This window comes from Nonomuraea thailandensis, assembly GCF_024172165.1.
Taxonomy (GTDB): domain Bacteria; phylum Actinomycetota; class Actinomycetes; order Streptosporangiales; family Streptosporangiaceae; genus Nonomuraea; species Nonomuraea thailandensis.
Window position 1 is genome coordinate 2,230,632 of record NZ_JAMZEB010000002.1, and the last position, 13,841, is coordinate 2,244,472.

A 13,841-nucleotide genomic window follows, 5' to 3' on the forward strand; every position below is an offset into this window, starting at 1 on the left:
ATGGTGTCGACAGTGCAGAATGTGGCGATCGATTGTGCGAACGCCTACGAGCTGGCCCGGTTCTGGAGTGCGGCGACCGGCTCGCCCCTGCATCCCGAGGACCGGCCGGGGGACGAGGAGACGCAGGTCCTGCTGCGGCAGGGGCTGGTGCTGCACTTCAACCAGGTCCCGGAGCCCAAGGCGGGCAAGAACCGGCTCCACCTGTGCCTGTGCCCGCAGGCCACCCGGGAGGAGGAGGTCGCGCGGCTGCTGGGCCTGGGCGCGACCCTCGTAGCCGATCGCCGGGAGCCGGGCGGCATGGGGTGGGCCGTGCTCGCCGATCCCGAGGGCAACGAGTTCTGCGTGCTGCGCAGCGAGGCGGAGCGAAAGGCCGTTCATCGGGAAAGCGACATTCCGTAATTCAATGTGGAATTTCGTGATTATAACCGTCAGTGAATGTACTTAAAAGGGGTGATTTGGGGTTTACATAAACGCGTTCCGTTCGTAACATCCCACTCATGGGAGCGCTCCCAAAAGCCGATCCGGCCATGAGACCGCAGCTACGGGACGACGTACGGTTCGTCGAGAGCCCCGACGGCGCCTACGTTCACAGCGACTACGGTGCGTGCACGCTGCGCGGGCGGCAGGCGTACGCCTGGCTCGCCCGGCTGGCGCCCGCGCTGACCGGCCGCCACACGCTGGCCGAGCTCACCGCGGACCTTTCCGGGGAGCGGCGGGCCATGGTCGAGCAACTGGTGGGGCGGCTGGCCGAGCAGCGGTTCGTGGTGGACGCCCGGCAGGCGCGGGCACACGGGCTGAGCGGGGCGGAGCTGCGGGCGTACGCGGAGGAGATCGCCTTCATCGGGTACGCGCTGGACTCGCCGGAGTCGCGCTTCGAACGGATCCGGCGCGGACGCCTGGTGGTGACCGGATCGGGACCGCTGGTGGAGGCGCTGGCGGGGGCGTGTGTCGGCGCGGGATGGCGGCGGGTCACCGTGATCTGCCCCGACCCCGAACGCGTCACCCAGGCCGCCGAAGCCGCCCGCCGCGACCCCGCCCAGGAAATCCACCCCCTCTCCTCCGCCGGCCCGGCCGACCACGCCGGCCCGGCCGACCACGCCGGCCCGGCCGACCACGCCGGCCCGGCCGACCACGCCGGCCCGGCCGACCTGGCCGCTCCCTCCGGCGTGGTCGCTCCCTCCGGCGTGGTTGCTCCCCCCGGCATGGTGGGCTCCATCGCCGGTGATGCCGGGGTGCTCGGCCGGGCGATCGCCGGGGGCGCCGACGTCGTGCTCCAGGTCAGCGCGGACCTCGATGAGCTGGTGGCGACGGCCCGGGCCTGCGAGGCGGCCGGGATCGTGCTGGGGCAGGCGCTGGCACGCCCGGCAGAGGTGTGGCTCAGCCAGGTGAGGCGGCCCTCCCAGACAGCGGGGGAGTCGGGCTGGCATCGCCTGGCCGGGCTGCCCGCCGCGGCTCCGGCCGCTCCGGATGAGGACCTGCTGGTCGGGCCGGTGCCCACGGTGGTCGCCGCCGTTCTGGCGCTCGCCTGCTTCTCTCACGTGACCGGGCTCGACACCAGCACGGAACGGGCGCTCACCCGGATCGACCTGCGCAGTCTCGACACGCTCCCGCACCGGTTCCTGCCCCATCCGCTTGCCGGTGGCCGCCCCGCCGGAGGCCCCGAGGCGGTCGAGGCACTGACGAAGGCGCTGGCGACACGCGGACCGGGTGCGGAGGCTTCCCCCGCGCCGGCTGCGGTGGAGGAGGCGGCTGATGCGCCGGTCGCCGTGCAGGAGGCGACCTCCCCGCCGGTTGCGGCGGCGGAGGCGGTCTCCCCGCACGCGGACGGGCTGCTCGCTCTCACCACCGAGCTGGTCGACTCCCGGGTGGGCGTGCTCGGCATGCTGGACGAACAGGCGCTCGTGCAGTCCCCGCTGGCGGTGTGCCAGGCGGTCGTCTCCGACCCGCTCGGCGTGCTGCCCGCCTGGACCCCGAGACCGCAGGCGTTCGGCTGGGGCCCCGACCAGCGGACGGCCCGGCTGCGCTGCCTGCTCGCCGCCCTCGCCACGTACGGCCTGCTCGCCCTCGACCCCGGCGAGGACGGGCCGGCCTGGGGTGTGGAGCTGCCGGACGGACGCCCACGCCCCCTACCTCGGTCCGACCTCCGCCTCCCCGCCACCGGCACGCGGCGCGCACAGGCCGGCACGGGCACCAGCACGGGCACCAGCGCAGGCACCAGCGCAGGCACCAGCACGGGCACAGGCATCGGCGAGCGCACCGGCATCGGCACGAGTCAGCCGCCGGTCGGCACCGGTGCCGGGCTGAGCTGGCCGGAGGCGGTGGCCGCCGGGTTGCGAGCCCACTGCGAGCACCTGCTGGCCACCCGCCTGGCAGCCGCCGAGCCCGCCGCCACCGGCGTGCCGGGCATGCTGGGCGTGCCGGTCGTGCCGGGCGTGCTGGCGGAGCCGCGGGATGACCCGGCTGCGGAGGCGTGGTTGCGGCAGCTCGTCCTGGCAGGCGAAACACCGCTCATCCACGACCGCACGACGACCTTGGGCGCCCCGGCCGTCACCCTGACCACCCCCAGCCTGGAGACGGTCGTGTCGGTGGCCGCCACCGTCCCCGACGCGCTGCGCGACGGCCTGGAACGGCTGCTCCTCCGCTGGCAGTCCCGCGCCTCCCGCCAACCCGCGTACGCCGCCACCGCCCCCCTCTGGCCACCGGACGGCGACCCGTCCGAGGCCGTGCGGACGATGGCCACCGCGCTGCGCCGCGCGGGCAAGGTGCCGGTGGCGGTGCCGCTGGGCGGAGACCGCGAGGCGTCCCGGCTGCTGCCGTTCGTCACCCGAGTCGTCCTGCTCGATGACTGAGGCCACCATCACCCCGGTCCCGTCCACCGCGGGCCCTGACCGGGTGACCGTCCTCGGTGAGGGCCGCCTGCACACGGCCATCCGCGCGGCCCTCGCCTCCGCCGTGGCACCGGGCGGCGGCGCGATCGTCGTCGTGAGCGACGCCGACGACGTGCGGCCGTATCCCGCGGTGGCGCGGCGTGCGGCCGAGCGGGACGTGCCCTGGCTGCCGGTGCGCGTCGAGGCCGGTTGGGCGCTGGTGGGCCCCGCCGTCCGCCCGTCCCGCCCCGGCTGCCCGACCTGCGTGGCCCGCAGGCGCGCGGGCAACCGCCCGGACGCGCGGGCCCGTGACGCGCTGCGTGCCAAGTGGGGCGACACCCTGGACTGCCGGCCCACCAGCCTGCTCACCCCGCTCGTCTCGCGTACGGTCGCCGCGCTGGTCGCCGACGAGGTGCACCGGCTGCGGCGCGACCCCGGCTCCGCGCGGACCGCCGGCGCGCTGCTGAGGGTCCGCCTGCCCACCGCCGAGGTACGCCGCCACACGTTCCTGCCCGACCCCCTCTGCCCCGACTGCGGCGCCCGCCAGGACGACGGCCCGCACGCCGGCCTGTACGTCCCGCGCTCCGCGCCCAAACCGGACCCGGGCACGTACCGGATCGGCGGGATCACCGGCAGGGAGGCGGAGCTGGAGCGGCGGTTCGTCGACGCGGAGACCGGCATCGTCCAGGCCCTGGTCGCGCAGGAGCGCGGCGGCGGCCCGATGGCGGTCGCCCGGCTCAGCCCGGCCCGCACCGAGCACGAGAGCCACCACGGCTACGGCCGCAGCGACGACTTCGCCTCGGCCCGCGCCACCGCCGTGGCCGAGGCCCTGGAACGCATCGCCGGCATCCACCCCCGCAGCCGCCGGACCACCGTCCGCGCAGCGTACGAGGACGTCGCCGACCATGCCCTCGACCCGCGCACGCTGGGCCTCTACCCCGACGACCGGTACGACCAGCCAGGCTTCCTGTTCACCCGCTTCGCCCCGGAACGCCCCACGACCTGGGTGTGGGCGTACTCGTTCGGCCGCGACGCCCCCGTGCTCGTGCCGGAGAGCTACGCCTTCTTCGGCCCCCGCCCCCGCGACGACCTCGGCTTCGCCTACGAGTGCTCCAACGGCTGCGCCCTGGGCGGCCACCCGGCGGAGGCGATCCTGTACGGCCTGCTGGAGGTGGCCGAGCGGGACGCGGCCCTGGCCACCTGGTACGCCCGCATCCCCGTCCCGCGCGTGGACCTCGGCTCGGCGGCCGACCGCCGCATCCCGATGCTCGCCCAGCGGGTGCGGGACCGGCTCGGCTACGACGTGCACGCGTTCGCCGCGCTGATGGAGCAGCGGGTGCCGGTGTTCTGGGTGATGGCCGTCGACGCCCTGGACCGGCCGGACCGGCCGCGCGCGCTGTGCGGCTCCGCCTCGCACCTCGATCCCGAACGTGCCCTGCGCCGCGCGCTGGAGGACCTCGGGCCCATGCTGGCCAGTCACGTCGAACGTTACGACCCGGCGTCCTCGGCGCGGCTCGTAACGGACTCCGACCAGGTACGGCTGCTGGAGCACCATCCCCTGACCTACGCCCACCCGGACGCGTTCGGCAGGCTCGGCTTCCTGTCGCTGGAGGGGCCCGCGCTCACGACGGCCGAGGTGGCGGCCCGGGCGGCGTGGCCCGAGCACGACGACCTGTGCGCGGACGTGGCCGAGCTGGCAGGACGCTACCTGGCCGGCGGGCTCGACGTCATCGCCGTCGACATCACCTCGCCCGAGGCGCGGGCGTGCGGCATGCACGCCGCGAAGGTCATCGTGCCGGGGACGGTGCCCATGACGTTCGGGCACCGCTACCGGCGCCTGCACGGCCTGCCCCGGCTGCCGGGCCTGCCGAGGATCCTCGGCCACCGCGACCGCGACCTGCGGCCCGAGGAGCTGAACCCATACCCGCACCCGTTCCCCTGACCGTTCACCGCCGAAGGAAGGAGGCAGATCCCGCGTGCACACGACCACGGCGACGAGCGCGCCCGGCACGGCCACGAGCCGCTACCTGGCCGCCATGCGGAACCGCGGCCCGCTGTCCATCGACTGGGCGGCCGCGCCGACCCGGCACAAGCGCTACCCCGGGGCCGAACGTGTCCGGCTGCCCTGGACCGCCGGCGGGCCCCAGGCCCTCGGCCTGGCCGGCGAGCTGCTGCGGGACCTGCTCGGCCTGACCCGGATCGTGTGGTCCCACCACCTGGACGACGGCGGCGAGCCTTCCGGGCGGCCTCCCCTGCTGCTCACCGGCCGGCCCGCGCCGTCGGGCGGCGGGCTCTACCCCATCGAGGCGTACGTGGCCGCCGGCGAAGCTCTCTCGCCCACCGCCGACCCGCTCTCGCCTGCCGCCGAGCCGCCCTTACGCACCGGGGAGCAGCCGCGCCTGCCCGCGGCCCTCTACCACTACGACCCGGTGCATCACGTGCTGGAGCGCCTTCGTGACGGCGACCACGTCCCGGCGCTGACCGGCCTGATCGCGGACGGCACTCCGGCGGACCTGGTGATCGTCCTGTCCGCGGTGTTCTGGCGGTCGATGTTCAAGTACGGCGACTTCGGCTACCGCCTGATCTGCCAGGAGACCGGCGTGCTCATCGCCCAGGCGCTGGCCGTGGGGGAGCGGCTGGGCCTCTCGGCCCGGGCCCATCTGCGGTTCCCGGACGGCGAGCTGGACCGGCTGCTCGGCCTCGACGGCGCCCGCGAGGCCACACTGGCCGTGCTCACGTTCACCGGGGCCGCCGCGTCGCGCGCCGCTGAGCCGCCGGCGCCGTCCCTGGCGCGGCGGCTGGCGTCGCGGCCGATGGCGGGGGAGAGCAGGCCGTTGCCCAGGCCCATGCCGGACGGCCCCGCCGCCGCCCTGCACCGGGCCTGCACGCTCGCCTCCCGCGGCGAGCCCTCGGACAACGGCTCTCCGGACGCGACCAACTCGCCGGACGAAACCGCCCCGGACGAAACCGCCCCGTACGAAATCAGCCCGTACGAACCCGGCTCCGCGGATGAGACCGGCTCCCGCGACCGGGCCCTGCGGCCGCGGCCGCCCGTGCGAGCAACCCGTATCCTCCCGGCTCCCGAGCCGACGCCCGGCCCCCACCCGGCGCGGGCGGTGGCGCGCCGCGCGTCCCCGACGGCCGGCTACCGCCCGGTGCCGTTCCCCGCGGGAGCGCTCGGCGCGGTGCTGGCGGCGGCCGGCGGCGGCTACCCGGCCGACCTGCCCGGCGCCCCGGCGGGCCCCGCCGCGACGGCGCTGTGCCTGCTGTCCCTGCGGGTGGCGGGCCTGCCGCGCGGCGCCTACTGGTACGACCCCGAACGGCACACCCTCCACGAGCTGCCCGTCGCCGCCCACGCGGAGGCCGTCACCACGGGCCCGCTGCTGGCCAACACGCGGGTGGCGCTGCGTGGCGCCGCCGCCGTGCTGATCCCCGTGGGCGACCCGGTCGCGGGCGCGAGAACGTTCGGCGACCGCTGGTACCGCATGCAGCAGATGGAGGCGGGCCTGATCGCCCAGCGGGCCACGCTCGCCGCCACCGCGCTGGGCCTGGCCGCACGCATCCACTCCGACGGCGCGAACGAGACCACCGACGAGGCGCTCGGCCTCGCCGGAACCCCGTTGCGGAGCCTGTCCTTCCTGGCGATGGGCACCCCACCGACCGGCGGGCCCCTGGTGACCCGCCCCATCCCGGCCCTGGTCGACGAGGAGGTGGTGCCCAGCCAGACGACGGCGTGACCCCGTCCGAACATTTTTCGTACGAACACTGCAGAAGGAGACACACATGTCCAGTGAGAACCTCAAGCTCGACCTGCGCGGCCTGGAGGTCGACTCGATCGACGTCGTGTCGGCCGACTCCATCGTGGCGGAGGGCCACGGCACCATCGAGACCGGTGCCTCCTCCTCCCCGGGCTACTGCTCGTCGTACCTGACGGCGATGAGCTGCTGGGCTCCGGAGCTGTAGAGCCGGCGTCGGCCCTCCGGTGAGCCGTACGCGGCCACCGGGATGACGAGCAGGGTCGAGGGCGCCCGTGCCGTGGGCGCCCTCGGCCCCTGACGAACCCTTCGAGGAGCGCGTTCCATTGACCCAGGTAGCGCACGCCGTCCCCGTCGCGGGGGACGGCGACTCTGCAAGGCTCGCTGATCCCGATTATGCACTCTCGCCCGTTCTCGCCGTCCGCGTCGCGGGGCTGCCGGTGGCCGGGCTGGACCGGATGCGCTGCACCCGTACGTGGCGGCTGCTGGACGAGCTGGCCGAGATCTCGGCCCGGCTGCGGCGGGAGGGCGCGGATCTGTCCGATCCGCTGCACGAGGTGATCGGCGGCGTGGCGGCGGGCCCGCTCAGGGCGGGGCTGGTGGCGCTGCGGCGCGCGGTGTTCGCCGGACGCCGCCCGGGCGGCCGGGCCGCGTCCGCCGAGGTGCTGGCGGCCCTGCCCACGGGCCTGGCCGCCAGGATCGGCGCGTGGACCGCCCTGCGGCGCCGTGCGGAGGAGCTGCGCGCTGCGCTGCCGGCCGTGCTGGCGGCGGAGTCGCGGGAGAAGACGGCGGTGCTGCGCGAGGCGGTGTCCGACCCCGGCTTCCGCCACGGCCTCGCGCAGGGCAGCGCGGTGCTGGCCGGCAGGCTCGAAGCCTGGCTCGCCGGTCCCGCCGAGCGCCCGCCCGAGCGGCAGGAGCTGCTGCGGCTGGCCCGCTACCTGGCCCGGGCCAGCGTCAAGACCAGCCCGTACGCCACGTTCACGCTCAGCGGCCTGGGCCGGTGGGAGCCGGACGGGCCGGCGGTGCGGACGGGCGGCGAGCCGTCCTGGCAGGTCATGGCCGAGCTCGACCGGGCGGTCCTGCGCCCGCTGTGGGCGGTGCTCACCCGGCACCGGCGCGTACGGGAGCGGGCCCGGCTGCGCGTCAACCCGTCCGCCGCCGACGACGGGAACCGGATCTGGTTCCTCAGCCCCGGGCACGGGGAGCCCCTGTCCAGCGTGCCCGCGAGCGCCGGGGTCCGGCAGGCCCTCGACTGGGTGCGCGAGCGGGACGACGCGACCCTCGCCGCGGCCCCCGGGATCGAGCCGCTGGCCGAGGCGGGGCTGCTGGAGTACCTCCCGCCGTACGACGAGCAGGGGCCCGACCCGGTGGGGGAGCTGGCGTCCTGGCTGGCGTCGGACGGCCCCACCCCGTACGCACAGGCCGTCGCCCGGGTCGCCGAGGCACTGCGCGTCGGCGACCCGGCGATCGGCGAGGTACCCACGGGGGCACGTGGGGGAGATGAGGCGGCAGAAGGGGCGCGTACGAGGGCGCGTGGGGTCGGAGAGGCGCATGGGGGAGAGGAGGCGGCGGGGGAGGTAAGCGCGGCGTTGCCCGGCGGAGTCACCGGGGACGGCGCTGAGGTGGCGGCGGTCGTCCGGGAGGCGTTGCGGGAGGTGCTGCCGCCGGGGCCGTCCCTGCCCGACAAGAACCTGCTGTGGCACAGCGCCGTCATGCCCGGCGTCGCGGGACGGCTGAACGCGACGGCCTGGCGCGGGGTCTGCGACGACCTGGACGCTGTGCGAGGACTGCTCGGACTGTTCGACCCCGACCTGCCCGTCAAGATCGCCGCCACCGCGTTCTTCCTGGACCGGCACGGCACCGGCGGCCGGATCCCCGCCGTGGACCTCTACCGCGAGATCCACCGCGAGGCGCCGGGCGCGGGCGGGGCGCTGCTGCGCGCCATGCTCCGCGACCCGGTGGCGGGCCTGCGCGCGCTGCCGGACGCCGAGCCACCGCCCGGCCTCACCCGGCTCACCGAGCTGCGCCGAGGCTTCTGGGAGCGCCTCGGCGCCGGTCCCCAGGACACCGAACCCGGCACCCACAGCCCGGACCCCGGAGTCCCCGGCGTCCCCGGCGGCAGCCGCGAGCACCAGAGCGCACACCTCAACTCTCGCGGCGCGGACCTCAGCCCTCAGGACGCGGACCTCGGCCCTCAGGACGCAGACCTCAGCCCTCAAGACGCAGACCTCAGCCTTCAGGGCGCGGGCCCCGGCGCCCGGGAGCCGGTGGATCTCACGGCCGTGAGGCTGAGGGCCCTGGCGCGGGAGTGGCCGGATTTCGTCCGGCCCCCGGGGTCGATCTGCGCCTACCTCCAGGCCGTGCCGGGACCCGGCGGCGTGCGAGCGGTCGTCAACTCGATCTCCGCCGGTTACGGGCGCGGCCTGTCGCGGCTGCACCGCCTGGTCACCCTGGCCGGTGGCGACGCGCCGCCGGCGGACGGCCTGCGGGCGGCGCAGGGCGACGTCATGGTGGCCGAGTGCCGAGGCCTCGTCGGCGGCGGCCTCAACGTCCGCCCAGCCACGGCCGACCTCGCCCTCGACCACCCCTTCACCGCCCCGGACGCGCACCTGCCGAGCGTCGCCCCGGCGGACCTCACCGTCGGCCACGACCCGGCCTGCGACCGGCTGGTTCTGTTCGACCGCGCGGGTCGCCCGGTCAGGCCGGTCCATCTGGGCATGACCGCCCAGTACTGGTTGCCGCCCTGGTTGCAGTTCCTGGTGCGGGTGTTCGGCGAGCCGTCCACGGCGATGGTGCCCGGCTGGGTGTTCCGCACGCGCAGCGAGCCGCCGGCCGAGGGTGTGGTGGAGCGCTGGCCGCGGATGGACGTCGGGCGGCTGACGGTCGCGCGGGCGGTCTGGCGGCTGCGGGCCGGCGCGTTCCCGGTGCCGGCCAAGGGCGAGAGTGAGGCGGCCTACCTGCCCAGGCTGGCCGGGTGGCTGGCGTCGCACGGGGTGTCCCGCCGGTTCTTCGCCCGCGTGGTGGACCTGGGGAGCGGCCTGCTGGCGGGGCTGCTGAGCAAGGACCGCAAGCCCATGTACGTGGACGTCACCGACCCGCTGCTGCTGGCCGGCTTCGTCCGCACGCTGCGCGACCCCGGCGCGCTGCTGGTCCTCGAAGAGGCCCTGCCCGACCCCTCCCAGGCTCCCCGGTACGGCGCGGACGCCCGCGTCACCGAGTACGTCGTGCAGCTCTCCGCGAAGCCGGGCCGCCGATGACGGCGGCGCACGCGGACACCAACGGCGGCGCCGAGCCCCACCGGCCTGCCGCCGGCGCCGTCACGGGCGATGCCGAGGAACGCCGGCCCGGCGGCACCGCTGCCCAGGGCGATCCGGAGGGGCGCTGGGTCGCTGCGCACCTGTTCCACTTCGGTGACCTCGACCCGCTGATCACCGGCGTGGTGGACCCGGTGACGCGGGAGCTGGCAGCGGACGGCACGGCCGGCAGCGCCTTCTTCCTGCGCTACTGGGAGGGCGGCCAGCACGTGCGGCTCAGGCTGGAGGTGCCGGACCCGGCCCGCCGGCCGCGCGTCCGCGACCTGATCCGCGACCGGGCGGCGGCCCACTTCGCCCGGCACCCGTCCCCTGAGGCCGACGCGACGGCCTACCGCGCCTTCGCCGCCGCCATGGCCCGGGGCGAGCGGCGCGCGAGCTACGACGACCGGCTCCACCCCGCCGGCTCGGTGGCGTTCATCGCCTACCGGCCCGAGCACGAGGCGTACGGCGACGCCGCCTGCGTGGCCGCCGCCGAACGGCACTTCGCGGTGTCGAGCCGGCTCGCGCTGGACGTGCTGCGCGCCGGGACCGAGATGGGCCGCCGCACGGCGATCGGCCTGGCCGCGCTCACGATCGCGGTCGCCGCCTGCGAGCCGGACCTGCCCGCCGCCGCCCACCGCCTGGCCACGGCCGCCCGCGAGACGGGCACACCACCATCCGAGCCGACGACCACCGATGCGGCCGCCGGGCCGCACTCCGCCATGGAGGACATGGAGGAGGACTGGCGGCGCCGCGGAGCCGCCCTGCTCGCCCAGACCCGCACCCTGTGGCAGCCGCCGGACTGGGGCACGGGCCTGCTCGCCGCCTGGACCTCCTCGATCCACGCCCTGCGAGCCGACCTCGACGCCCTCCAGGCCGAAGGCCGCTGCACCCCCCGCGACTCGGGCTCCCCCCACGCGTTCCTAGCCCTGGCCGCGCCACCCGAGCGCCGCACGGTCGCCCTGATCCTGATGCGCTGCGTCCACCTGTTCCACAACCGGCTGGGACTGCGCGCCGGAGCCGAGCAGCACACGTCCTTCCTGGCGGCCCGCGCCGTCGCCGGTCTCGCCGACCCCCGGAGGTGGTCCCCCTGACCCGCTCGCCCGCATCCGACACCCCCACCTGGCACTGCGTGCACGTCCACTACCACGCCCAGGACAAGGACGGCCTGCTGCTGGACGCCGTCCGCCCGCTGCTCGACGGGCTGCGGGGTCAGGTGGCGGCGGCGTACGTGCTGCGTCACTGGCGGCAGGGCCCGCACCTGCGGATCAACGTCAAGGCGTCACCGGACGTCTGGGAGCAGGTGGTGCGCCCGCGCGTGGCCGAGGTCGTCGGCGCCTACCTGCGCGAGCACCCCTCGACGGCGGCGCTCGACCCGGCGCGGAGCCTGCCCAGGCACCGCCTGCTCGCCATGCGGGAGCAGGAGCGCGGCCCGCTCACGCCGTGGCCGCCGGACAACTCCATCCGCGACGCGCCGTACGACTCGCGCCGGCACGTGCTCGGCAGCGACGAGGAGGCGGACCTGCTCGCCGCGTTCTACACCGACGCGACCCCGCTGCTGTTCGGCATGCTGGAGCACGTGCGCGCGGGCGGCGACGGCAGGCTGGGGCTGGCGCTGAGCCTCATGCTGACGATCGCGCACACCTCGCAGCGCATCGACCGCAGCTACCTGTCGTTCCGGATGCACGCGGAGGGCTACCTCACCTGGGCGGCCGACCCGGAACAGGCGCGCGCGGCGTTCGAACGCGACTTCCGCGAGCGGCGCGCGGCCCTGACGCGGCGCGTGCGGGACGTGGTCGCCTGCCTGGACGACGTCACCGCCCCGCCCGTGCCGTTCGTCCGGGAATGGGCGGCCCTGCTGGCGCGCTACCGTCCGCGGATCACGGAGATGATGGCCGACGGACGCCTGAACCAGCCGACGATCGAGCCGGGCGAGGCCTTCCAGCCCCGGCCAGGCGACCCGCCCGCGCCGCACCGCGAGCCCACCGAGCTGCAGCGCCTGGTCTTCGACAACCCCGCCTACCACGAGGCGATCTTCGCCGACCCGGCCTTCCGGCGTTACCGGGTGCTGCTCAACTACACCTACCTGCACCTGACGCGGCTCGGCCTCACCCCGCTCGACCGGTTCAGGACCTGCCACCTGCTGGCCGACGCGGTGGAGGACGTCTACGGCCTGTCGGGCCTGGACGCGCTGCGCCGCTTCACCGCGCCGCGACCGATCAGGATCGAAGAAGCGCGAAGCCGCACGCAGCCCCTAGCGTGATCCGGAAAAGGAGCAGAGACCGGAGGGAAAACCATGTCACTGCAGGCGAGCGTGATCATGCTCGGCGTCCAGGACGTGAACCGCGCCAAGAAGTTCTACGCCGAGGCCATGGGCGGCGAGATCGAGCAGGACCACCCCGGCTTCGTCAGGTGCAGCCTGGGTGAGGGCTCATCGAAGCTGGCGCTCTACGAATGGCAGGCCGCGGCGCAGGACGCCGGCGTCTCCGCCGAGGGATCCGGGTTCCGCGGCGTCTCCTTCCACTTCGTCACCGACTCCAGGCAGGCGGTGGACGAGGTCATGCGGACCGCGGTGGCCGCGGGCGCGACGGTCGTCAAGGAGGCGGAGGCCGCCGGCTGGGGCGGCTACTCCGGCTGGTTCGGCGACCCGGACGGCTACCTGTGGAAGGTGACGACCGCCTCCTGACCTCCGGCGTCCCCGCTCCGCGCCGCTCCCGGGGTGCGGGATCGGCTCAGTCGAGCACGGCGGTGGCCTCGACCTCGACCAGCAGGTCCGGCTCTCCCAGCGCGGCCACGCCCAGCAGCGTGATCGGCTTGACCGGGTCCACCCCGAGCTTCGCCGCCGCCCGCGAGACCCCCTCGCCGAGCAGCGGCATCTTGTCGGGTGTCCAGTCGACGACGTAGACGGTCAGCTTGGCCACGTCGTCGAAGGAGCCGCCGGCCGCGGCCAGGGCGGTGCCGATGTTGAGGTAGGCCTGCTCGACCTGGGCGGCCAGATCGCCCTCGCCCACCCGGCCGCCCTCGGCGTCGCGGGCCACCTGACCCGCCAGGAACACCAGCTTCGACCCGGTGGCGATCGACATCTGGCGGTAGACGTCGGGCTTCGGCAACCCGTCGGGGTTGACCAGCGTCACGGTCATGTCCGCTCCTCACGGTGAGTCCGGCAGCTTCTCTTAACATAGCAAAGCTATGTATTGTGGGTCCATGGTGAGGACGAAGGACCCCGCGATCCGCTCCCTGCTCATCGACCGCGCCGCTCAGCTGCTCGCCGCCCGGGAGCCGGTCACGCTCCGCTCGCTGGTGGCCGGGACCGGGGTGTCGACCATGGCCGTCTACACCTACTTCGGCAGCATGGACGGCCTGTGGACGGCGATGCGGCAGGAAGGGTTCACCCGCCTGGCCGCCCGCCTCGCCACGGTCGCGCCGACCCGCGACCCGGTGCGCGACCTCGCCGCGCTCGGCGCCGCCTACCTGGCCAACGCCATGGCGGGCCCCGACCTCTACCGGGTCATGTTCGACGCCGGGTTCGAGCTGGAGGACGCCGCCGCCGCGGACGAAACGCTGCACCACCTCGTACGGGCCGTCGAACGGGCCACCGCCGCCGGCCGCTTCCGCGACGGCACGGACCCGCTGGAGCTGGCCACCCAGAGCTGGATCATCGGACACGGCCTGGCGTCACTGGTCGCCACCGGCCCCCTGCCGGAACAGGCGCTGGCCCAGGGCGTGCCGCTCCTGACCGCCCTGTTCACCGGCGCGGGCGACGATCCCGGGCGATGCCGCCGGTCGGTCGAGCACGGCTGGCGCCTCTGACGCCCAGCGGGGTGCCGCCGGGGCGGCGTGAGCTCCGCCTCCCCGGTGGGGTGCCGCCGTCACCGGCGTGGAGCTCCGCCTCCCCGCGCCGGCCGGGGAAGGCGATGCCGCGCTCG

11 protein-coding genes are annotated in these 13,841 nt (G+C 75.5%); 10 read left to right on the plus strand and 1 reads right to left on the minus strand.

The features are described from left to right. The 9 genes from HD597_RS14200 to HD597_RS14240 all read left to right on the plus strand — a co-directional run bounded on the left by HD597_RS14200 (nucleotide 1) and on the right by HD597_RS14240 (nucleotide 12,601). Nucleotides 1–399 (plus strand): VOC family protein, encoded by a 399-nt coding sequence (locus HD597_RS14200; RefSeq protein WP_253742536.1) that lies wholly within the window; start codon nucleotides 1–3, stop codon nucleotides 397–399. A 98-nt stretch (nucleotides 400–497) separates the two neighbouring features. Continuing rightward, nucleotides 498–2,849: a hypothetical protein gene (locus HD597_RS14205; RefSeq protein ID WP_253742537.1), complete on the plus strand. Its 2,352-nt coding sequence runs from the start codon at nucleotides 498–500 to the stop codon at nucleotides 2,847–2,849. Continuing rightward, a complete protein-coding gene (locus HD597_RS14210; RefSeq protein ID WP_253742538.1) occupies nucleotides 2,842–4,809 on the plus strand; it encodes a TOMM precursor leader peptide-binding protein in 1,968 nt (655 codons plus the stop codon). The genes HD597_RS14205 and HD597_RS14210 overlap by 8 nt, the downstream gene beginning before the upstream one ends. A gap of 34 nt (nucleotides 4,810–4,843) precedes the next feature. Then, complete coding sequence (locus HD597_RS14215; RefSeq protein ID WP_253742539.1) at nucleotides 4,844–6,604, plus strand: nitroreductase family protein; 1,761 nt, start codon at nucleotides 4,844–4,846, stop codon at nucleotides 6,602–6,604. Nucleotides 6,605–6,650: 46 nt separating this feature from the next. Continuing rightward, entirely contained in the window at nucleotides 6,651–6,830 is a 180-nt protein-coding gene (locus tag HD597_RS14220) for a hypothetical protein (RefSeq protein WP_185103968.1), read from the plus strand. Nucleotides 6,831–6,948: 118 nt separating this feature from the next. Next, entirely contained in the window at nucleotides 6,949–9,879 is a 2,931-nt protein-coding gene (locus HD597_RS14225) for a lantibiotic dehydratase (protein WP_253742541.1), read from the plus strand. After that, the gene (locus HD597_RS14230) at nucleotides 9,876–11,009 is read left to right on the plus strand and encodes a lantibiotic dehydratase C-terminal domain-containing protein (RefSeq protein ID WP_253742543.1); all 1,134 of its coding nucleotides are present in this window, start codon (nucleotides 9,876–9,878) and stop codon (nucleotides 11,007–11,009) included. Before HD597_RS14225 ends, HD597_RS14230 begins: the two co-directional genes overlap by 4 nt. Next, the gene (locus HD597_RS14235; RefSeq protein WP_253742545.1) at nucleotides 10,997–12,178 is read left to right on the plus strand and encodes a thiopeptide maturation pyridine synthase; all 1,182 of its coding nucleotides are present in this window, start codon (nucleotides 10,997–10,999) and stop codon (nucleotides 12,176–12,178) included. Before HD597_RS14230 ends, HD597_RS14235 begins: the two co-directional genes overlap by 13 nt. Nucleotides 12,179–12,211: 33 nt before the next feature. Beyond that, nucleotides 12,212–12,601, plus strand: a complete 390-nt coding sequence (locus HD597_RS14240; protein WP_253742547.1) for a VOC family protein — start codon at nucleotides 12,212–12,214, stop codon at nucleotides 12,599–12,601. 46 nt (nucleotides 12,602–12,647) lie between these two features. Here HD597_RS14240 and HD597_RS14245 read toward each other — a convergent pair whose 3' ends face one another. Next, complete coding sequence (locus HD597_RS14245) at nucleotides 12,648–13,055, minus strand: RidA family protein (protein WP_253742548.1); 408 nt, start codon at nucleotides 13,053–13,055, stop codon at nucleotides 12,648–12,650. Nucleotides 13,056–13,119: 64 nt separating this feature from the next. Here HD597_RS14245 and HD597_RS14250 point away from each other — a divergent pair, with 64 nt between their 5' ends. Further along, nucleotides 13,120–13,725, plus strand: coding sequence for a TetR/AcrR family transcriptional regulator (locus HD597_RS14250; protein ID WP_253742549.1), 606 nt, complete (start codon nucleotides 13,120–13,122; stop codon nucleotides 13,723–13,725). The last annotated feature ends 116 nt before the right edge of the window (nucleotides 13,726–13,841 follow it).

Bases quoted from the DNA above. Each gene is read 5' to 3' on its own strand.
- HD597_RS14200 (WP_253742536.1), top strand. From the start codon at position 1: ATGGTGTCGACAGTGCAGAATGTGGCGATCGATTGTGCGAACGCCTAC.
- HD597_RS14205 (WP_253742537.1), top strand. From the start codon at position 498: ATGGGAGCGCTCCCAAAAGCCGATCCGGCCATGAGACCGCAGCTACGG.
- HD597_RS14210 (WP_253742538.1), top strand. From the start codon at position 2,842: ATGACTGAGGCCACCATCACCCCGGTCCCGTCCACCGCGGGCCCTGAC.
- HD597_RS14220 (WP_185103968.1), top strand. From the start codon at position 6,651: ATGTCCAGTGAGAACCTCAAGCTCGACCTGCGCGGCCTGGAGGTCGAC.
- HD597_RS14230 (WP_253742543.1), top strand. From the start codon at position 9,876: ATGACGGCGGCGCACGCGGACACCAACGGCGGCGCCGAGCCCCACCGG.
- HD597_RS14240 (WP_253742547.1), top strand. From the start codon at position 12,212: ATGTCACTGCAGGCGAGCGTGATCATGCTCGGCGTCCAGGACGTGAAC.
- HD597_RS14245 (WP_253742548.1), bottom strand. From the start codon at position 13,055: ATGACCGTGACGCTGGTCAACCCCGACGGGTTGCCGAAGCCCGACGTC.
- HD597_RS14250 (WP_253742549.1), top strand. From the start codon at position 13,120: ATGGTGAGGACGAAGGACCCCGCGATCCGCTCCCTGCTCATCGACCGC.